22 protein-coding genes are annotated in these 19,871 nt (G+C 37.0%); 11 read left to right on the plus strand and 11 right to left on the minus strand.

Features of this window, described 5'->3' with window-relative positions:
- Positions 1-91: 91 nt before the first annotated feature.
- Both MKX57_RS20175 and MKX57_RS20180 read right to left on the minus strand, forming a co-directional pair.
- Positions 92-439, minus strand: coding sequence for a YlbF family regulator (locus tag MKX57_RS20175; protein WP_008173388.1), 348 nt, complete (start codon positions 437-439; stop codon positions 92-94).
- A gap of 16 nt (positions 440-455) precedes the next feature.
- The gene (locus MKX57_RS20180) at positions 456-1,598 is read right to left on the minus strand and encodes a DUF445 family protein (RefSeq protein ID WP_089987041.1); all 1,143 of its coding nucleotides are present in this window, start codon (positions 1,596-1,598) and stop codon (positions 456-458) included.
- A gap of 189 nt (positions 1,599-1,787) precedes the next feature.
- Here MKX57_RS20180 and MKX57_RS20185 point away from each other — a divergent pair, with 189 nt between their 5' ends.
- The 4 genes from MKX57_RS20185 (at position 1,788) to MKX57_RS20200 (ending at position 5,400) form a co-directional block, all read left to right on the plus strand.
- Positions 1,788-1,991 carry a YheE family protein gene (locus tag MKX57_RS20185; protein WP_025117277.1) on the plus strand — a complete coding sequence of 68 codons (204 nt, stop codon included), beginning with the start codon at positions 1,788-1,790 and terminating at the stop codon, positions 1,989-1,991.
- Positions 1,992-2,162: 171 nt separating this feature from the next.
- On the plus strand, positions 2,163-2,579 hold the full coding sequence (locus MKX57_RS20190; RefSeq protein ID WP_089987042.1) for a hypothetical protein: 417 nt from the start codon (positions 2,163-2,165) through the stop codon (positions 2,577-2,579).
- A 459-nt stretch (positions 2,580-3,038) separates the two neighbouring features.
- Positions 3,039-4,358 (plus strand): hemolysin family protein, encoded by a 1,320-nt coding sequence (locus MKX57_RS20195; protein WP_170844181.1) that lies wholly within the window; start codon positions 3,039-3,041, stop codon positions 4,356-4,358.
- Positions 4,359-4,491: 133 nt separating this feature from the next.
- A complete protein-coding gene (locus MKX57_RS20200; RefSeq protein ID WP_342530761.1) occupies positions 4,492-5,400 on the plus strand; it encodes a cation diffusion facilitator family transporter in 909 nt (302 codons plus the stop codon).
- A gap of 18 nt (positions 5,401-5,418) precedes the next feature.
- Here the strand turns inward: MKX57_RS20200 and MKX57_RS20205 are convergent, their stop codons facing one another.
- A complete protein-coding gene (locus tag MKX57_RS20205) occupies positions 5,419-6,159 on the minus strand; it encodes a zinc ribbon domain-containing protein (RefSeq protein WP_342530763.1) in 741 nt (246 codons plus the stop codon).
- Positions 6,160-6,222: 63 nt separating this feature from the next.
- Positions 6,223-7,152 (minus strand): YafY family protein, encoded by a 930-nt coding sequence (locus MKX57_RS20210; RefSeq protein WP_008173399.1) that lies wholly within the window; start codon positions 7,150-7,152, stop codon positions 6,223-6,225.
- A 571-nt stretch (positions 7,153-7,723) separates the two neighbouring features.
- Here MKX57_RS20210 and MKX57_RS20215 point away from each other — a divergent pair.
- Positions 7,724-8,845 carry a response regulator gene (locus MKX57_RS20215; RefSeq protein ID WP_090003252.1) on the plus strand — a complete coding sequence of 374 codons (1,122 nt, stop codon included), beginning with the start codon at positions 7,724-7,726 and terminating at the stop codon, positions 8,843-8,845.
- Between the two features lie 53 nt (positions 8,846-8,898).
- Here the strand turns inward: MKX57_RS20215 and MKX57_RS20220 are convergent, their stop codons facing one another.
- Together MKX57_RS20220 and MKX57_RS20225 are read right to left on the minus strand one after the other, a co-directional pair.
- Positions 8,899-9,546: a response regulator transcription factor gene (locus tag MKX57_RS20220; RefSeq protein WP_008173403.1), complete on the minus strand. Its 648-nt coding sequence runs from the start codon at positions 9,544-9,546 to the stop codon at positions 8,899-8,901.
- Positions 9,547-9,558: 12 nt separating this feature from the next.
- The gene (locus MKX57_RS20225; RefSeq protein WP_008173404.1) at positions 9,559-10,674 is read right to left on the minus strand and encodes a GAF domain-containing sensor histidine kinase; all 1,116 of its coding nucleotides are present in this window, start codon (positions 10,672-10,674) and stop codon (positions 9,559-9,561) included.
- Between the two features lie 183 nt (positions 10,675-10,857).
- Here MKX57_RS20225 and MKX57_RS20230 point away from each other — a divergent pair, with 183 nt between their 5' ends.
- On the plus strand, positions 10,858-11,283 hold the full coding sequence (locus tag MKX57_RS20230) for a disulfide oxidoreductase (protein WP_008173406.1): 426 nt from the start codon (positions 10,858-10,860) through the stop codon (positions 11,281-11,283).
- Between the two features lie 54 nt (positions 11,284-11,337).
- A complete protein-coding gene (locus tag MKX57_RS20235; protein WP_036120414.1) occupies positions 11,338-12,177 on the plus strand; it encodes an RluA family pseudouridine synthase in 840 nt (279 codons plus the stop codon).
- Positions 12,178-12,225: 48 nt separating this feature from the next.
- Here the strand turns inward: MKX57_RS20235 and MKX57_RS20240 are convergent, their stop codons facing one another.
- Positions 12,226-13,056, minus strand: a complete 831-nt coding sequence (locus tag MKX57_RS20240) for an aldo/keto reductase (RefSeq protein ID WP_008173410.1) — start codon at positions 13,054-13,056, stop codon at positions 12,226-12,228.
- A gap of 84 nt (positions 13,057-13,140) precedes the next feature.
- Positions 13,141-13,311, minus strand: coding sequence for a hypothetical protein (locus MKX57_RS20245; RefSeq protein WP_008173412.1), 171 nt, complete (start codon positions 13,309-13,311; stop codon positions 13,141-13,143).
- Positions 13,312-13,705: 394 nt separating this feature from the next.
- Between MKX57_RS20245 and MKX57_RS20250 the strand changes: the two genes are divergently transcribed.
- The gene (locus tag MKX57_RS20250) at positions 13,706-14,551 is read left to right on the plus strand and encodes a VOC family protein (RefSeq protein ID WP_239355378.1); all 846 of its coding nucleotides are present in this window, start codon (positions 13,706-13,708) and stop codon (positions 14,549-14,551) included.
- 36 nt (positions 14,552-14,587) lie between these two features.
- Here the strand turns inward: MKX57_RS20250 and trmL are convergent, their stop codons facing one another.
- Both trmL and queG read right to left on the minus strand, forming a co-directional pair.
- Complete coding sequence (trmL, locus tag MKX57_RS20255; RefSeq protein WP_008173417.1) at positions 14,588-15,061, minus strand: tRNA (uridine(34)/cytosine(34)/5-carboxymethylaminomethyluridine(34)-2'-O)-methyltransferase TrmL; 474 nt, start codon at positions 15,059-15,061, stop codon at positions 14,588-14,590.
- A gap of 66 nt (positions 15,062-15,127) precedes the next feature.
- Complete coding sequence (gene queG, locus MKX57_RS20260) at positions 15,128-16,264, minus strand: tRNA epoxyqueuosine(34) reductase QueG (protein WP_342530770.1); 1,137 nt, start codon at positions 16,262-16,264, stop codon at positions 15,128-15,130.
- A 59-nt stretch (positions 16,265-16,323) separates the two neighbouring features.
- Here queG and MKX57_RS20265 point away from each other — a divergent pair, with 59 nt between their 5' ends.
- From MKX57_RS20265 to MKX57_RS20275, 3 genes are all read left to right on the plus strand, one after another.
- Complete coding sequence (locus MKX57_RS20265) at positions 16,324-17,013, plus strand: phenylalanine--tRNA ligase beta subunit-related protein (protein ID WP_089987048.1); 690 nt, start codon at positions 16,324-16,326, stop codon at positions 17,011-17,013.
- A gap of 15 nt (positions 17,014-17,028) precedes the next feature.
- Positions 17,029-17,538 carry a hypothetical protein gene (locus MKX57_RS20270; RefSeq protein ID WP_008173424.1) on the plus strand — a complete coding sequence of 170 codons (510 nt, stop codon included), beginning with the start codon at positions 17,029-17,031 and terminating at the stop codon, positions 17,536-17,538.
- A gap of 297 nt (positions 17,539-17,835) precedes the next feature.
- Positions 17,836-19,422, plus strand: coding sequence for a catalase (locus MKX57_RS20275; RefSeq protein WP_008173426.1), 1,587 nt, complete (start codon positions 17,836-17,838; stop codon positions 19,420-19,422).
- A gap of 45 nt (positions 19,423-19,467) precedes the next feature.
- On the opposite strand, the gene MKX57_RS20280 is transcribed toward MKX57_RS20275, so the two are convergent.
- Positions 19,468-19,869, minus strand: coding sequence for a cytidine deaminase (locus MKX57_RS20280; protein WP_036127356.1), 402 nt, complete (start codon positions 19,867-19,869; stop codon positions 19,468-19,470).
- Positions 19,870-19,871: the final 2 nt, after the last annotated feature.

Raw genomic sequence — 19,871 nt, forward strand, 5'->3', positions numbered from 1 at the left:
TAAAAACGTGCTCCGGTTAGCGGATACACGTTTTCCTCTTACTTGTATATGTGCAATTTCTCAAACAATTATTCCTTACGATATGGATGATTTATTGAATATCTTCATATAGGCCTTGAATTGGCTTTATTAAAATACGATTCACTTCTTCAATGACTTTACTTAACTTCATTTCTGCCTCAAGCATAGCTGAAATCTTTTCATTTTGCTGCACAAGCTGAGATGCCTTTTGAGCATAAACAAGCTCATCCTCCAATAAATCTTCTCCAGCTAATTGTTTCTTTTGTAATTCAATTTGAATTTTACGGAAGTTTTTAAAGACATTTAACGCCTCTTCATCACTCTTTACAACTTCAACCGCCGCTTGTAAAGCCTCAAACTCTGGAGTCTTACGGAATGTTGCCTCTAGCGCATTAATGTCATTATAAATATTAACCATTTATACAATCTCCTTTTTAAATAAAGTAAACAATTAAACCTTGCACAATTCCAATCAATCCACCAAGAACTGCACCTAATACGGTAATCATTTTAAATTCACGTTTTGAAATACCTAATACAAGTTCCTCTAATTTCTCTACAGGGAAAGAGTCAACCTGCTCACGAACAACTTCTTGTAAATTTAAACGTGTAAGTACATCCTCTAGTTTTTCCTCTGCCTTGACAAAAGCTTTTTCAATCGCCTGTGGGATGACCGAATTTTTCATCCATTCATTTCCTTCAGGCCAATAATAAGAAATTGATTGATTTAAACGTTCAGCGACAGCTAATTGCTCTTTTACATACATTTGTAATTTCGACAAAATTGGATCAAACTGCATGTCTTGTAAAAAGTCCATCGCTGGTCGATCTTTTAATTTTTCCCATTCTTGTGTAAATATTTTTGTTAATAATGTTGACGTACCCGGAGCTTGTAAAAACTTGACGAGCTCACGTTGAACTTTTCCTACAAGGGACGATGAATCACCTAAAAACATATTGATCATACCACCAAATGATCCTTTTGATGATAAGAAATCATCAATCATTGCTTTAATTGTCATTTCACCTTCTGGTGATAAAAAGTAATCCTCGCCTTTTTCTAGTATATGACTGACTGCTACAGGAATCTTGGCATCAAGAGTATCCTGCATATCTGAAGATAGGAGTGTACGAATTGATTTTGTTGATAGTGTATTCTTCACTGATGCAAATTGTCCCTCAACAATTGCTTCAACTTTCTGCTCAATCGTAGCTGGCATATGAGCAAACCCTGCAATATTTAACCAATCTTGAATCGTTTTATCGTTTGTAAAGATGGTTTCCTCTACTTTCGTTTGCACAAACTGTTCAACCTTTTCCTGAATATCCTTCGAGAAAAATTTCTTTCTAAACGTTTCAGGAGTTAATAAATAATTTACAACGGTAAGACCAAGCTGTTTTGCTAATTCATCACGTCGTTTTGGAATAAGTCCAGGTGTAAAAGGAACGCGCCAGTTTTTTATATATATTGCGTTATGTGGACGAAAAAGCATTTTAATGGCTAGGTGATTGGTAACACCTCCGATTGCTGCGCCAATAATTGCCATAAAAAGTAATGTCACTATAAAATTGTCCATTAGTATCCTCTCATTTCAGTTGAATTCACGATTGGCGTTTTATGTCGCCTTCTGCACTTATTATAGCAGAGCAATGATTTCCAACGAAAGAAATACCCCCTTTAGATTTCAGTATAAAAGTGAATAGTTGCAAAATTACCATTATCCTTGAATAATATGAACTACATACTATAGAAATGAGGTTGGATGATGATTCAACATTTCAGTTTTAAGCCATTATTTGAAAATACTCAACTTCCAGGATGGACTGTTTCATTTTTTTATCAGCGTGAACGCTACTCTGCTGAATATTTAAAAGACGGCACTATTCAATGGACAGGACCAACACCACCAAATGAAGAAGATGTTAAAAAAATGATTCATGAGCTAATGCTATTCCATGTGTATGATTAAAAAATATAGTAATTTTTTCGCTTAATTCCCCGATAAAAATACCTATATTTACTATATATAGCACGTCCTTTATGCTAATTATGTTGATACATGTTGAAATTCCTATATATTTCTTATACATTAGGGTTAGCAATTTAATAGTATATGTTTTTTATGCAGGGGGCCATATCAATGAGTAAAGTCACGCTTTCAGATGACTTAAACAGTTATCATTCAAAAGCATTAATACGTGTTAAAGTAAAAGAATTTTTTTCAGAATTTTCCGCGAAAATATTCGAACTAGCTGACGAAGCTGGTAAATTAGATCACAAAAAATTCGAAGCCATCTCTGGCATTAATGGCGATTTCTATAACGAATATTGTAGTCAACTTAAAGGTTTCTTTGACTCGTCTGCTAGCACTTTTGGTAAAAAGTCAATTAAAACAATGTACTTTACTTATAACGGTAAAAATTATATTTTAACTCAGCAAGGTATCACAGAAAAAGCACCAATATCTATAGCACCATTTATGGGTAATTTACCTTTGAAAGAATCCTTTCATGATGTAGAGAAGGCATGTTTAAAATTACGTTTCCAACAGGAATAAACTTAGAAGGAGCAGTCACATCAAAGACTGCTCCTTCTAAGTTTTTTCCACAAAAAAAGGAAAGTCTCAATTGAAGATCGAGTCTCTCCTTTAGCTATTAAAAATAATTTATTTAAAAAAATCCGCAAGTAAAAGCAATCTTGAGATTTTTGACGTGTCGTATTATATAAGATGCAAAATGCTTCTTTCCCTAAACAAACTATCTTTGCTCAATTTAAGTTAGCATATTGCAATCACGTTTACAATCACTTTGCTTTTGAATCTAGCTACTTTTTACATGGATAGAATACGAACGTAAAAAGTTGTTGTCAATATTTGTGTTTTTCTTTTAAATAATTTATTATTGAAACATCCAACAATTTTTTAAATCATAGGAGGTGTACACTTTGTTTACTTCCCTCATTTGGGCGGGAACAAAGGAATTATTTGGACGGAGACATATTGGAGATAACCATTAGGTTGGCGGCATTCGCCCTACTAATTATAATGACAGGATTTTTCGTTGCAACAGAATTTGCAATCGTTAAAGTGAGAACTACCCGCATTGATCAATTGCTCGCAGAAGGGCATAAGAAGGCGAAAAATGCAAAACGTGTTGTTTCAGATTTAGATGAGTACTTATCTGCATGTCAGTTAGGTATTACCATCACTGCACTTGGTTTAGGTTGGTTAGGTGAACCTACATTTGAAATTATTTTGCACCCAGTGTTTGAATTTCTAAATTTGAATGGTAGTATAACATCTATCCTTTCATTTATAATTGCATTCTCAATCGTAACGTTTATGCATGTTGTTATTGGGGAATTGGCGCCAAAAACATTAGCCATCCAAAAAGCAGAACTTGTCACATTAAACTTTTCTGGCCCATTAATTTTATTCCACAACATTACGTATCCAGTCATAAAGTTATTAAACGGGTCTGCCCGTGGCTTAACTGGCCTTTTTGGCTTAAAAATGATGTCGGAATCAGAAGTAGCTCATACAGAGGAAGAACTACGTATGATTTTATCGGATAGTTTAAAGGGTGGAGAAATAAATAACTCAGAATATGAATATGTAAATAGTATTTTTGAATTCTCAGATCGTCTTGCAAAGGAAATCATGGTTCCTCGAACAGAGATTGTCGGCATTGAAAAAGAACTGACAATTAAAGAGGTATTTGATTTAATGGGTGTTGAACAATATACTCGTTATCCGATTATTGACGGCGATAAAGACCATATTATTGGTTTAGTTAATATGAAGCATTTATTAACCGCTTACATTAAAGACCCGAAAAATGGGGATAAACCAGTTATTGACTATATGCAACCAATCATTCGAGTGATGGAAACAACGCAAATTAACGATTTATTACTCAAAATTCAACGTGAACGTATTCATATGGCCATTTTAATGGATGAATATGGCGGAACATCTGGTTTAGTGACGATCGAAGATATTATTGAGGAGATTGTCGGAGATATTCAAGATGAATTCGACGAAGATGAAATCCCAGAGGTACAAGAAATAGCAGATAATCATTTTATTTTAGATGCCAAAATGCTTCTTGAAAATGTAAATGATATGCTAGGTACTGACATAGAAGATGATGATATTGATACTATCGGTGGTTGGTTTATGACAAAACGCTTCGATGCAGTCGAAGGAGACAGCATTCAGGAGCAAGGTTATGAATTTATTGCAAAAGAATTAGATGGTCACCATATTTTATACTTAGAAGTTCTGAAGTTACCTGAAAGTGATTTATCAAATGAATTTGACGCTGTTACTGAGTAAGATTCATAAATATGGACTTTTCCTCACACCTTATATAGGTGGGAGTTAATACCGTGATAATAGATATAAACGACTCCCTTTTAAATAGGGGGTCGTTTTCTAATGTCCGAAAATTTTGCGAGGGGGAAACAAAATGGAGCTCTATACAAATTTACGTGAAGGGGAAAAAGGCGCTTGGTTATCCATTGGGACTTATTTAATCCTAAGCTCCATCAAACTAACGATTGGCTATATCGGTACCTCTGAGGCATTAAAGGCAGATGGTTTAAATAACACCACGGATATTATCGCTTCTATTGCCGTCTTGATTGGCTTACGCATTGCTCAAAGACCGCCCGACTCCAATCATCAATATGGGCATTTGCGTGCTGAGACCATTGCCTCTTTAGTAGCATCATTCATCATGCTTGTTGTTGGTCTCCAGGTTTTAATTAACTCTTTAAAAAGCTTATGGGCACCACCTGGAACAACTCCTTCCCTCTTAACAGCATTTGTAGCAATAGGTAGTGGAGTTGTTATGTATATCGTTTATCGCTATAATTTGGCACTATCAAAAAAAATAAAAAGCTCCGCTGTCAAAGCAGCCGCCTTTGATAATCGCTCAGATGCATTTGTCAGCATCGGCACAGCAATAGGTATTTTTGGTGCAATTTTTGGTTTTCCCATTATCGATTCTCTAACGGCTCTTATCGTTGCCTTTTTAATTATTAAAACAGCAGTAGAAATTTTTTGGGAGGCTGTTCAAAGTCTTACAGATGCATTTGATATCGATGAAGTGGAAACGTTATCAGTCCTAATTCGTAATGTGGACGGTGTGATCGAGCTCTTAGACTTTAAAGGCCGCGCTCACGGTAATATGTATTTTATCGACATAACCGTAACGGTTGACCCCTATTTAAATGTTTTTGACAGTCACCGCATTACTGAAGAAATCGAACGTACCATCTTGCGAGAAAATCGTTTTTGTCAGGTTCTCGTGCATATCGAACCTCATATTGAAATAGTTCCCCCTCCAAACGATGAAAAGTCTCCTACCAATTGATTGGTAAGAGACTTATTTTTATTTAATAGCGATATAAACTTCCACCTGTGCCTCTTGTGGGTTTGCACAACGTTCATCATACAATTCAAAATCACCAGTATATGTTCGTTCTACCTCAGAATTTGCAAACCATGCCCAAACTTCTTGCCATGTTTGGATAACAATCTCCGGCATTTTTCCTTTCTGTGATGTGAATACTAAATATTTGGCTGCTGGAATAGTCTTGATGACTAAATCAGAATGTGCTGTATTCAATGAGGCTTCTACACCAAGTGTTATGGAATAATTGCCGTTTACATCGGTTTCATAATCTGAATACAAACCGTATACGCTTTGATTATCCAACTTAGATAGTTGGTCAACAATATTTTGCTCATAAAAATCATGCCATAATTGCGGAATTTTGGCTTGCGCTGTCATTTCATTGGTATTGCTTGTTTCCGTCGAAATTCCTATTATTTGGAATTCCTCTCTTTTTATAATTTTTGGTTCTGACCATTCTTGTTTTCTCCATCTTTTTAAGTTTGGCAAAAAAGATGTAAGCATATGACGGGCCTCGTTTTCAGGCATACCATCTTCCTTTAGATGTGGCACACAAATGTTAATCATTGCTTCAACGGTTAAATCAGGTTGTTTAAAACTCCCCTCCTCATAACAATATGTACAATAGTCTTGATTTTTGTGACCTTCTTTTTCCGTTCCTAATAAAGCCGCATCTGTTAGAGGCATTCCACAGCTTTGACAATAGTTTTGCATCATGTTTGATTCCACCCTTCGCTTTATTTGTCCTTACTATAGCAAAGGAAACCTGACAACTGTCTGTCAACTATTATCTGGATTTTTATATAATTGAACAATTTCCTGCGCACGTTTTTGAAGTATGTCCCTTATGTGTGGTGGTTCAATAACTTTTATGCGATTGCCAAAACTAAGTAAAAAGCCGTACAGCCACTCATCCTCTGGTATAGATATATTAATTTTGGCCTGCTTATGATCAACAAATTCTACTCCAAAGGATTCTTCCACTAATGTCGTCACAGCCATATCAAAACTAATTACTAAATCCACTACGTTTTCTGGCTGATACCATTCTTTCCCCCATGGAAGTTCACTTAAATTAATTTCCTTCCGCTCATAGTGTAGATCTTCTTGCATTAAGTTTTTAATTCTTGCCAATTTAAAGAGACGAAAGTCCATTCTTAACGTGCAATAGCCATATAAATACCATGTCTTCCCTTTTTGAACCAATGTATGCGGTTCAACTACTCGCCTTGTTAACTCTCCATGTGTCGTCGAATAAGTAAAGCTTACACAGTGCCTATTTTCTATAGCACTTTTTAAAATCGTAATATGTTCCTTAAAAAGTATATTTGGCCCCCATGGACTCAGATCTATAAATAGGTGGTCCATCGATTGTTTGACATGATCATCTGCAATACTTGTTAGCTTTTCAAGAACAGCTTCTGCATGAGAATCTTCATAGGTAGTCAAAGCACTTTTAATGGCAATTGTCAGAGATGTAAGCTCATCCTTTGTTAAAATCTGTTTATCCACACGATATCCATCTATCAAGCTAATTCCTCCGTGCACCCCTTGTTGGCTAATAACCGGTACCCCTGCACAGCTAAGTGTTTCAATATCTCTATAAATAGTACGAACCGACACATTAAATACTTCTGCTAATTCTTGTGCGGTAACCTTTTTTCGATTGATTAATATCATTATCATTGTAAGCAGACGCTCTAATTTCATAGCGAAGCCCCTTTCTTCATAGATCTTATTTTTTTCTCAGCAAAATGCATTTTAATTACTATCATCCTATATTTTTAAGTATTTTTTAAGTACTTTTTTAGTTTTATTTAAGACAAATGTACTATAATTACGCCTGATTAATTATTACAATCATTATACTATTTTTACAATATAAGAAAAAATATTACTTTTTAAAGTCGATCTCTTACAGCTTTATGTTCCTACTAAATATAAACTATTTCAATTTTTTATAAGAATAGTTTGATACATAAACGCCTAAACAATTATTTCAATTCTCTTAACACAAATAAATAACTTCTTTCTTCTATATAATGAACGGCGAATACTTTCTAAGAAGGGATTTGGCGTGATGTGACACCCCCACAGGATTACTAACTCTCGCCTGTGGAAGACCTACTATAAATTGCTTTATTTTAGTATCAAATTTTTAATAGAGAAAATTAAGTGATTTTAACTTTTCATGCCCTTCAGTATATATAGAAAGCCTTTTCAACCAAAATGAACTAGAGTTTAATGGTTTTCAATTTAATTGTAAAAAGGAGAGTTTGATGTGATTCGAGCCGTTTTAATAGACAATGAACCTTTAGCTTTACACTATTTTCAAAATAAACTACAAGTATTTCAGCAAATACAAATTATTCAAACCTTTACAAGTGTAGAAGTATTTCTTAATGAGCTACCCTCGATAGAATTTGAGGTTCTATTTTTAGAGGTAAAACTCAAAGAACTTTCTGGACTTGAAGTAGCGGACATTATTAAAACAGAGCGTCCACATGTCAGTGTTGTTTTTATTACTTCCCATCATGAATTTGCTTTACAAGCTTATGAAATTGGTGGACTTGATTATTTATTAAAACCCATCAGCCATGCTCGTTTAGAAAAAACAGTGACTCGTATTGAGCATGAATTTTCTATACAGCAGATGCTTCAACAGGCAACTCAAACGTTATTAAACGTACAATGCTTTGATCAATTTGCTGTTTATAGCAATAAAAGCTTAGTAGCATTTAAAACTGAGAAGACGAAGGAATTATTTGCTTATTTTATTTTGCATCCAAATATTCCTATTCACCGAGATTATTTAATTGAAATTCTTTGGCCAGATTTAGATTATGTAAGAGCCAAATCAAATCTTCATACAGCTTTGTCGTACTTAAGGAAAACATTAAATACGATTGGCTATGAAAACTGTATTGTTTTTTCAAATAAATACTATATCTTTGAAAAACCAAGCCTCGTGTGTGACTTATATGATTTTCAAAAACTTCATGAGGATTTTTCACGATTAGAATTTCCTTCTATTTCTTTAATTCATCAATGTCTAGCAATTTATAAAAATGGTTTATTTGTATTTGATGATTATGAATGGGCAAAAGCCTATAAGGATAGATTAACGAAATCATACATAGAGTTATTAGAAAAAGGGTTCCAAACTACAGTCTTTTCAGATACTGATAAAGCCATAGAATTTTTGCATGCTTTATTAGAATATGATCCCTATAATGAACAAAAACTTGAACACTATTTATACACATTAATTCAGGCAGGTCTTCATGAGCAGGCGCACAAAATTTTCCTAACGTATAAACAAAAACTAAAAGAGGATTTAGCATTAGCTCCAAGTTCTACTTTATTAGAGATATCAAAAAAGTTGTTTGTGGAAAGTAAATAACCAAACTAAAAACGACGAGCTCCTACAATATTGTAGAAACTCGTCGTTTTGCTTTAGCTACCACTACCCTCTGTCAAACCATGTTTAACTGCATATAGAGCAGCCTGGGTACGATCTTGTACTTGTAATTTTGTAAATATATTAGAAATATGAGTTTTAACTGTTTTTTCTGTAACAAATAATGAGGATGCAATTTCTCGATTACTTTTCCCTTTTGTAAGCTCTGCCAGCACATCCTGCTCACGAGGTGTCAATGGATTTAACGAATGCGGGGCATTCTGTGCCTCCTGGCGATCCATTTCAAGCGTCGTTGTAGCCTCTGGGTGTAATGTATTTTCGCCACGCATAATACGACGAATAGATAAGACCAATTCATCTGGCTCAATATCTTTCAATTGATAGCCTGCTGCCCCAGCCTCCATTGCAGGGACAACATGGTCCCGATCTGAAAAGCTTGTCAGCATTAAAATCTCTATTTTTGGAAATTTTGCTTTAATGCGCTTTGTCGCCTGTATGCCGTCCAACTCAGGCATCACTAAATCCATTAAAATAATGTCAGGTTGGATACTTTCTGCTAATGATACGGCTTCATGTCCATTTTTCGCCTCTCCAACAACCTCAATATCCTTTTGTGTCTTTAAGAAAAACAATAACCCTCGACGCACTACGTGATGATCGTCTGCAATTAATACACGTATCATGTCCTCTCCCCCTTAGTATGGCAAGCGGATCAGCAGCTCCGTACCTTTGCCCATTTCACTTACCCAGTCGGCAGTGCCACCCACTGATTTTGCACGGTCCTTAATGGATTGTAAGCCCATTGACAGTAGCTTCGTATTATTGTCAATGACAAATCCTCGTCCCTCATCGCGTATAACTAATAAAATATCTGTAGACGTGACGGTAATATAAAGTGCTGCCTCTAAAACACCTGCATGGCGTCTCACATTATTTAAAGCCTCTTGAGCTACTCGAAATAATGTCTCTTCAATCCGCGATGGAAATTGTAGGACTCCTGAAACCATAACATGTAATTTTAAGCCAAGCATCTCAGCATATACTTTTATCGCTTCCAGTAGGCCATTTTCCAATCCCTTTGGTCGTAGCTGCCAAATCAATGCCCGCATCTCTGTTAGCGCATCCTGAGTTAAATGCTGTATCTCTTTAAATGTTTCTTTCACATCGCTATCCTGTGTCATTTCAATTCCAGCCCTCGCCGTTAGCGTAACCGAGAATAATAGTTGATTGACTGAATCATGTAAATCTCTTGCTAGACGGTTGCGTTCCTTTACAAGGGCCATTTCTTGCTCTTGTTTCGTCAGTAAAATTCGCTTTATAGCAGAACCCATCTGAAATGCTACCGACTCCAATAGGGCTAGCTCCTCCTCTGAAAAGCGTACCGTATCCTTTGAGGCAACATTTAATACACCAAAACGTTCTTGTCCAGATTGAAGGGGCACTGTGGCATGATGGGTGATTCCTTCATGATCCCCAACATTAGCTGCAATGGCACTTTCAATACGTTGACATTCAATGATATTAGATGCCTTTTTTAGCTCCTCATTACGATAGCGCGATACACACCAACAGCCACCTTTTTTTAAATAATGACAGTTGTTAAATTCCAATGCCTCAGGTAAATTTTCATGAACAACAAGCTCCGAGCGTCCCTTTGCGTCAATAAAAAAGATCCAGCCTGTTTCAAAATTCGTGCCATTTAAAAATTTGATAAGAGCCCCTTTTAGCATCGTAACAATTTCAGTTTCTTCATTTAATAGCTCTGCAATTTCCTTTAATATACTTATATTGGAATGCTCATTTTCCTTCACGAAAACACCTCTTCTATAGCATTACTATTGTTAATGATACCATTAAGGCATTAGGGTCGTCTTCATTAGCCGTTCATACTTTAGACTGAAATTATCGTCCTTATTTTGCGTAAGTTAATTTACATATAAAACTAGAACAACTATAATCGTACAAGTAGTGTTTTTATAAAGGGGAGAATCGATATGTCTAAAAAAGAGGAAAATGGCTTATTATTTATATGGATAGTTTCTGCTGTAGCTACACTGGGTTCATTATACTTTTCTGAAATTCGTCATTATGAACCGTGTAAATTATGTTGGATACAGCGTATTTTTATGTACCCTATCGTCATTATGGCCACTGTAGCCTTCATACAAAAAAATGCTCGTATTGCTGTCACAACAGCGGTTTTCTCTGTTATCGGAGGCTGTATCTCACTCTATCATTACGGCATTCAAAAGCTTAGTTTTTTAGCGGATAATGCCCCTTCTTGTGGCGCCGTATCATGTACAGGACAATATATTAACTGGTTAGGCTTTATTACTATTCCATTTTTAGCATTAACTGCATTTATTTTAATTGCAGGGGCAAGCTTCTATTTAATAAAAGCTACAAAAGCTGCAAAATAATCAAGAGACCGTGTTCTACCATTGGAATACGGTCTTTTCTACGGAGGAAGATTAATGTTTCTTTATACATTCAATGAAGATCACTTAACGATTGAGGAACTGTTACGTAATCATTGGCGACTAGGCAAAAAGCTCGTCCATGAACTACGTATGGCAAAAGCTATTACTTTAGAAAATGATGAGCTTGTTCAATGGAATACTCCTTTACAAGTCGGCACTATAGTTAAATTTACATTCCCAATCCCAGCATCTAGCTATAAACCAACCCCTGTTTGTGCGATTGATATAGTTTATGAGGATGATCATTGCTTAATCGTATCGAAGCCAAAGGGTATGGCAACGCACCCTAATGATGACCGAGATACCCATACATGTATGAACCACGTTATGGCACATATTCAACAACAAGGTGGTATGTATGCAGAGCATGTCCATCGACTAGATAAAGGGACACAAGGTTTATTACTCGTAGCCAAGCATCCTTTAGCGAAATCAATTTTTGACCGGATGATTGAAGAAAAATCTATTATTCGGACGTATGCGGCAGAAGTACAAGGAAATATACGCTCCTCATCAGGTACCATTTCCGAATCTATTGGTAAAGATCGACACCACGCATCTAGACGTGTCGTGTCCAAAACTGGACAGCATGCAGTGACACATTATGAAGTTGTTTCACGCTATAAAAATTCCTGTGTGGTCCATTTGATTCTTGAAACGGGTCGAACACATCAAATTCGTGTCCATTTAGCCTATATCGGCCATCCTATTATTGGTGATACTATGTACGGTGCAAGAGAAACGGTTAGTGATGACTATGAACTCCATGCTATCCAATTAGAATTTGACCATCCATTTTTAAATAAACGCATTACAGTCAAGGACGAGCAATAATCAAAAATCCCGCTTCTCTATTACGAGAGCGGGATTTTTTTAATAGAACTAAAAATCAAATTTAAAATGATCAGGATCTTGCCCAAATCGTTGATTACTATTTAATGACGCTATCTTATCCATTTGAGTCTGTGTTAATTCAAAGTCAAAAATCTGAGCATTTTCTGCAATTCGACTAGGTGTCACCGATTTAGGAATAATCAATGTGTCATTTTGTAAATGCCAGCGTAACACTACCTGAGCAGCCGACTTGCCAATCTCCTTGCCAATTTCTACGATAGTAGAATCATCAAGTACCCCACCTCGTCCTAACGGTGACCATGCAGTAACTGCAATCTGATGTTCATGGCAAAATGCGCTTAATGCTTGTTGTTGTAAATATGGATGCATCTCCACCTGATTAACCATTGGAGCAATATTGGCCTTTGCCAGTATTTTTTCTAAATGATGCTCATGATGGTTCGACACACCTGTTGCACGAATTAGTTTTTCATCATATAGGCGTTCAATGGCACGATAGGTTTCCTCAAATGTTTCTGGAACAGCCCAATGAGTCAAATATAAATCTACGTAATCCATATTAAGTTTCTTCAGCGATACTTCAAAAGCGCGTAAGGTTTCATCATATCCTTGGTCATTATTCCATACTTTTGTGGTAACAAAAATATGTTCACGTGGTACACCTGAATGACGAATAGCTTCTCCTACCTCTGCTTCATTCCCATACAAAGATGCCGTATCAATAGCTCGATAACCAACCTTCAGCGCTGTATCGATGGATTGTAATGTTTCTTCATGATCTGTCATTTTATAAACACCTAAGCCGAAGCGAGGCATTTCTACTCCATTTGATAATGTTTTCGATGATTGTAAATTCACGAATCACCACCCCTTTCTTTTTCCTAGTACCATTATACAAAAAATTGGATTTAAGAAAAATAAGGAAGCTACTGTTCTTCACCACTATTCATCCTTTTCCTCGATACTTTCCAATTGAATAGGGTCGGCAATACGCTCATCCTCCGCAAGCTCTAGACCATCACGTAAATGTTCCATTTGTTTGCCCAAATCTTTTAATTCCTTCATATCTCTCGCCATCGTACCATTTTCAATGTTTGGCACTTTTTTTTTCATATGAATCACCTCCTTAATAGTTTTCCCGATAACTATACGTTTGAACCATTTCTGACATATTTTATTCAGGTATGTCGTTTCATTTTCATAGTAGATAGGCTATACTAAATAGAGATGTCTTTATTACATGAGGAGGGTTACTTCCATGAAACTATTATTAATCATTGGTGTAACAGTTGCTTTCTTAACAGCTATTTTTACTGCTGGGTACGAAGGCGATTACAAAGCGGATAAATAATACCTCGAGAAAATCACTAAGCATTAGATATGCTTAGTGATTTTCTTTTTTTGTCGAACAATAACATTCCTTACTTGACTTTCGGCTATTATTAAAATAAACTAACTTACATAAAGTAACTAAATAAATAAAAATAACTTACTGGAGGTATTCTATATGCATTTCCATGAAAAACCTAACACATATGTAACAAATGTTGAAATAAAAGTAAGCGATCTACAACGTTCTTTAGCATTTTATCAAGACGTCATTGGCTTCAACGTTTTACACCAAGAATCACATAAAGCTACTTTAACAGCGGATGGACATACTGCACTATTAACAATTGTCCAACCAAACACAGTGGAAGAAAAACTGAACAGGACGACTGGACTTTATCATTTTGCACTACTCTTGCCAACTCGTCGTGATTTGGCAAATATTATCACGCATTTTCATGAAAAAGGAGTATATCTTGGGGCTTCTGATCATGCTGTCAGTGAAGCACTCTATTTAAATGATCCTGATGATAATGGTATTGAGGTATACGTAGATCGTCCTGAAAATGAATGGGGATGGCATATGGATCAAGTGCATATGGTGACAGAGCCACTAAATATTCGATCGATTTTAGAAGAAGGTAACGGAAATTGGAATGGCCTTCCTGCTGGTACAGTCATGGGACATATTCACTTATCTGTTTCTAACTTGGCAGAAGCTGAACAATTTTATACAAATGGCTTAGGGTATGATATTGTGGCGCGCTATGGTTCTCAGGCATTATTTATTTCTACAGGGCGCTATCACCATCACATTGGCCTAAACACTTGGCACTCAGAAAATGCCCCAAAGCTTGGCGAAAACCAAGTAGGCTTAAAAACGTACTCACTGCGTTTAGATAATGAAGAACAAGCATCAATAATGAAAGCAAACCTTCGTGCAATGGGTGCACCTGTTATCGATATGGACGGTGGATTCCAAACCGAGGACCCAGCTGGAAATGTCGTATTATTAAAACTTTAGTAAAAAGCAGTTCTCACAATTTGAGAACTGCTTTTATTAATGTAAACCTGGATATCCTTGTTGTCGTAATGCCTCATATATAACAATCGCAGCCGTATTAGATAAGTTGAGTGAACGGACATGATCACTTTGCGGAATACGCAAGCACATATTGCGACGTTCATACGCAAATTCTTTCGGCAGTCCTGTTGTTTCTTTCCCAAACATAAAGTAAATGTCACGCTCCTTATCACTAAAATCATGCGTGGTGAACGGCTCATCACTATAAGTTTCGATTAAATATACGTCACCATCTTTAGAATACGCTATAAAATCATCTAGTGAATCATGATAAACAACATTCACACTATGCCAATAATCTAAGCCTGCCCGTTTTAGCATTTTATCGTCGGTTGAAAAGCCTAGTGGACGAATTAAATGTAATGAAGTATTTGTACCAGCACAAGTGCGAGCAATATTTCCTGTATTCGCTGGAATTTCTGGTTGATATAAAACGATATGCAATGGCATAACGATACACTTCCTTATTGTCATAATTTCTTTTAGTATTACTCATTTAGTCGAGTTGTTTTTTCTTCATTCATCATAAAAAAACTGCAAACCTTTGTGAATTTCATGCAATACTTCTTCGTCCTGCTCATTAGCCTCCGCATCATATAAGGCAGACTTGGCCTGTTCTCCGCCTATCTTACCTAAAGCCCATGCTGATGTGCCTCGAATGACTGGACGATCATCGTTTTTCAAAAGGTTGATAAGATCTGGAATAGCCGCTTCCTCTTTAAAATGAGCAAGGGCGAGGATCGCATTTCGTTGAATGGGCTTTTTACCTCGCCATGAACCAGAAACGTGGCCAAATTTTTCCTTAAATTCTCTATTAGAAATCGTTAATAGTGGTGTTAGTAATGGCTTGGCAAGCTCTGGATCTGGCATAAATTCTTCATGAATCCAATTAATTTTCCCTTTATTTTTGGGACACACAGTCTGACATGTATCACAGCCATAGAGACGATTACCAATATGGTTACGAAACTCATCAGGAAGTGTTCCCTTCGTTTGAGTGAGGAAGGCAATACAACGTTGTGCATCCAATTGCCCTCCTTGGATTAATGCACCGGTTGGACAAACATCCAAGCATAGGCGACATTCCCCACATTCATCCTCCATTGGCTTATCTGGCGAGAATGGAATATTGGTAATAAGCTCCCCTAAATACACATAAGACCCGAATTCAGGTGTTATAATCGAACAGTTTTTACCGCTCCAGCCTATGCCTGCACGTTCTGCTACTGCACGGTCTACAAGTGCACCTGTATCAACCATTGACTCAATACGAACACCTTCGACACGCTCCTCAAGCCAAGCAGATAATAACTTCAAACGTTCACGTATTGCTGTATGATAATCGACTCCCCATGAAGCACGGCAAAATATCCCACGTCTTGCTCCCCTTTTGCCAATGGGTGCATTTTGCATACGTGAGGGATAAGCAACCGCGATCGAGACAATACTCTCTGCCTCATTTAATAAATGCAGGGGTTCGGTACGTTTTTCAATATCACTTTCTTCAAAGCCAGACTGATAGCCAAGCTCCTGCTGACGACGCAGTCGGTTTTTTAATTCTGTAAAGGGAGCTGCTGTTGTAAAACCTATTTTATCAACGCCAATGGATATTGCATATGCCACAAAGTCGCGTTGTAGGTCATGTATGTTCATTTTATTTCCAACTCCTTACATGGTACAATAATAGAAATAGATAAAGTAGGTGATGTTCTTTGGAAATTTCCATTAACGAATCTCTATTAACACAACATCCCGAGCTAAAAATCGGCATTATTCATTATACCAAAATTGTTGTAGCAGAATCCCCTCAAATGATTAAAGGTCGGATGCAATTGTATCAAGAAAACCTTTTTCTGGACATGCAGGACCTTCCAGTGAACCAGCGTGAGGGTATTGCGGAATGGCGAGCACTATGGAAACAGCTAGGTGCCGATCCAAATCGTTATCGTCACTCAGCAGAAAGCCTTATGCGTCGAATTAGTAAACAAAACTTTTTAACACCATTTCATTCTGGTGTAGATTTAAATAACTTCTTCTCTCTTCAATATGAAATTCCGATTGGTCTATATGATGTAGCCCTTATGAAAGGGTGCGTAGAAATATCTCTTGGCCACGAAGACATTGGTTATGAGGGTTTAAATGGTCGTTTTAATACGTTTAACAAAATCCTCTATAGCCGTGATGAAAAGGGAGCGTTTGGTTCTCCATTTGTCGATTCTAAACGGACAGCCGTTACAGAGGATACGACTGAGGCGCTCCATATTTTTTATCTTAGACCATCACTAACACATGAAGCAGCGAATGACCTTTTGGCGTCAGCAGGCAAAATGTTTAACCAAATTCATGGTGGTGACTATCAAATTGCCCTCTTGTCAAATAATGCACCATCTACAATACTATAAAAAGGACGTGTTTTCGTGATCAATCTTGCAGAAGCTGTTAAACTAAAAAGTATTTTAGGAAAGAAAACGCAAGAGCTTATTAGTGAATTACATCGTAGTGCTTTTGTGACAGTAGAAAAGGGACAGGCTCCTAAAACAAGTAACCGTGCACTCTCCCTTATTGAAGCCGAATTGGCACAAGTTCGTGTAGATACGCGTACGCTAGATCGTTTAGTGTATGAAGCAAACATCCAAAACACAGTAGACTTTAAAGATCAGAAACTAGCACTAGTGGAAGCTATCGAATTAGCTACACAGCTGCGTGCTGAGGCTGAACTATGTAAAGAATTTAGTATGAGGGAAAAAGAAAGTGTCCGCTTTGGCTATGGTGATGGTGCTATGTTATACGAGATTGCATTATATGAGCCAGATGACTATAGAGAACGCGCAATGAAGCTCGAAAAACAGGCACATAAACTATCCAATCTTATTAATTCAAAAAATTACAGCATACAACTTAACTTTGATGATTCCCGTTATTTCTAATCTCGGGGCGGTGAGACTCCAAACCGAGTTGGATGTGCTGTTTTCAAATTTAGCTATTCGGCTAATTAAATAAAAACCAATAACAAGTTACCTGTTACTGTATGACCGATGACTAATGACCAACTATAGGTAAAGGCCATACTCAAAAAACTTGATTCCATTTGAAAACGCCATCCAAGGCTCTCCTACATCTATGTATGGAGAGCTTTTTTATCAGCAAATATGTAAAAATTCCCTATGTCTAGATTGCCGCTTTCAAGGACAAAATGGAAGTATCTCTTGGAAAGGGGTCATACAATGACGCAGCAAAATGATTCAACACATGAGCAAGATACAACATTGACAAATCGACAGGGGCATCCCGTTACTAACAATCAAAATTTACGAACGGTTAGTAATCGAGGTCCTGCAACACTTGAAAATTATGATTTTCTAGAGAAGATAAGTCACTTTGACAGGGAGCGAGTCCCAGAACGAGTTGTTCATGCTCGCGGTGCTGGTGCACATGGTTATTTTGAAACATACGGTGTAGTAGGCGATGAACCAATTTCTAAATATACCCGTGCAAAAGTCTTTCAGGATAAAGGAAAAAAAACACCTGTATTTGTGCGTTTTTCAACGGTTATACATGGTGGACATTCGCCTGAAACATTACGTGACCCACGAGGCTTTGCGGTAAAATTTTATACAGAAGATGGCAACTGGGATTTAGTAGGCAATAATTTAAAAATCTTCTTTATCCGTGATGCAATGAAATTCCCTGACATGATTCATGCATTTAAACCTGATCCTATTACTAATATTCAAAACGTTGAACGTTTCTTTGATTTTTGTGCTAGCTCACCAGAATCTTTCCACATGGTAACATTTGTATATTCACCTTGGGGTATACCCGCTAACTATCGTATGATGCAGGGCTCTGGCGTCAATACGTATAAGTGGGTTAATCACGAAGGTAAAGGGGTTCTAGTCAAATATCACTGGGAACCACTTCAGGGCATTAAAAATTTAACACAAAAAGAAGCAGAAGAAATTCAGCAGAAAAACTTTAATCATGCCACACAGGATTTATATGATGCGATTGAACGTGAAGAATTTCCTGAATGGGAGTTACATGTTCAAATTATGGAGGATGGTCCACATCCTGAGCTTGATTTTGATCCATTGGATGACACAAAGCTTTGGCCAAACGATCAATTCCCATGGTATTCAGTCGGTAAAATGGTATTAAACAAAAATCCTGAGGACTATTTTGCAGAGGTAGAACAAGCTACTTTCGGTACGGGCGTACTGGTCGATGGTTTAGATTTCTCCGATGATAAAATGCTACAAGGTCGTACATTCTCCTATTCAGATACACAGCGTCACCGTGTGGGAGCCAACTATCTTCAATTGCCAATTAATGCGCCTAAAAAGCGTGTAGCAACCAATCAAAGTGGTGGGCAAATGATGTATAAACGAGATTTAGCACCTGGTCAAAATCCACATATTAATTATGAGCCGTCCATGTTAAATGGCTTAAAGGAAGCAGCTCAGGATGGTAAGGAATATACTCCTTATGTTGAAGGAAACCTTGTTCGAGAATCCATTGATCGTCAAAGTAATACAAAGCAAGCTGGTGAAACTTACCGTAACTTTGAGCAATGGGAGCGCGATGAGCTGCTTGCCAATTTAATTCGTGATTTATCGGTCTGTCATATGGATATACAAAATGCAATGATTGCACTAGCGGAAGAAGCAGATGAAGAATATGGTCGTTTGCTAAAAGAAGGGTTGCATAAGGCTAGAAAGGAATCTTCTCCTTCAAAGCCACTTGGCAATATTGGTGGCGATCATGCCCCTCAGGATGCGATAGATAAAGGACATAATGCCGAGCCTTATTAAATCACACCAAAAAGACATTACATATTTTTGTAATGTCTTTTTGCATTATTGTTCATAGGCCTTATACCAGTGATATGGTTGTATCTCTTTTAACGTTTTAAATATTAGTGAACCGTCTGAATTCGTAACTGCTGCCTTCACATTCTCTCCCCAATAAAAGAGTCTTTCTTGGCAGACCCCACAAGGTGTGAGGACTACGAATTTAGATTTTTCATTTTCTCTAGCAACACAAATCGAATGTGTCACCTTTGTATTCAATTTATGCGCCTCTAAAATAGCACCCGTTTCCATACATAATTCAGTTGCTGCATTGATGACCTCTGGTGCGACACTAGTTAAAATATGCCCGTCCTCAGAATATAAAGCGGCCGCTCCGCCCCATCCTGAGGGATATCTTTTCTCCACTAATTGGACAGCTGCTTCATAGAGCTTTTTCTCAATATCCATAT

The organism is Lysinibacillus sp. FSL M8-0216 (genome assembly GCF_038595555.1).
GTDB lineage: Bacteria > Bacillota > Bacilli > Bacillales_A > Planococcaceae > Lysinibacillus > Lysinibacillus fusiformis.